Origin of the sequence: Streptomyces sp. P17 (genome assembly GCF_032436805.1) — a bacterium.
Classification (GTDB): domain Bacteria; phylum Actinomycetota; class Actinomycetes; order Streptomycetales; family Streptomycetaceae; genus Streptomyces.
In genome coordinates, this window is record NZ_JAVRBF010000933.1 from 1 (window position 1) to 266 (window position 266).

At 48.5% G+C, this 266-nt stretch carries 1 protein-coding gene; it reads left to right on the top strand.

The window, feature by feature from the left end; all coding sequences use genetic code 11:
• The coding region (locus tag RMT89_RS43485; RefSeq protein ID WP_315889278.1) for an Hsp70 family protein at positions 1-266 on the top strand (266 nt) is incomplete at both ends.

The following is a 266-nucleotide window of genomic DNA, read 5'->3' on the forward strand; positions in this document are numbered from 1 at the left end:
GGTGTGCAGGCCAGTATTCAGGTAAAACCTTCTTATGGCCTAAGTGATGAGCAGGTTGCTGCTATGATAAGTGGCTCTATGCAATATGCCCGACAGGATATGCAGCTACGTTTGTTGCGCGAGCAGCAGGTTGAAGCAGATCGTGTGTTAGAGGCTGTTACAGCAGCCTTGCTTGCAGACGCCGCCTTATTAGATGAAGCAGAATTGGCTACAATCCAGCAATCTTTAAGCCAGCTCAACACGGTAAAGCAACAAGACGATACTGC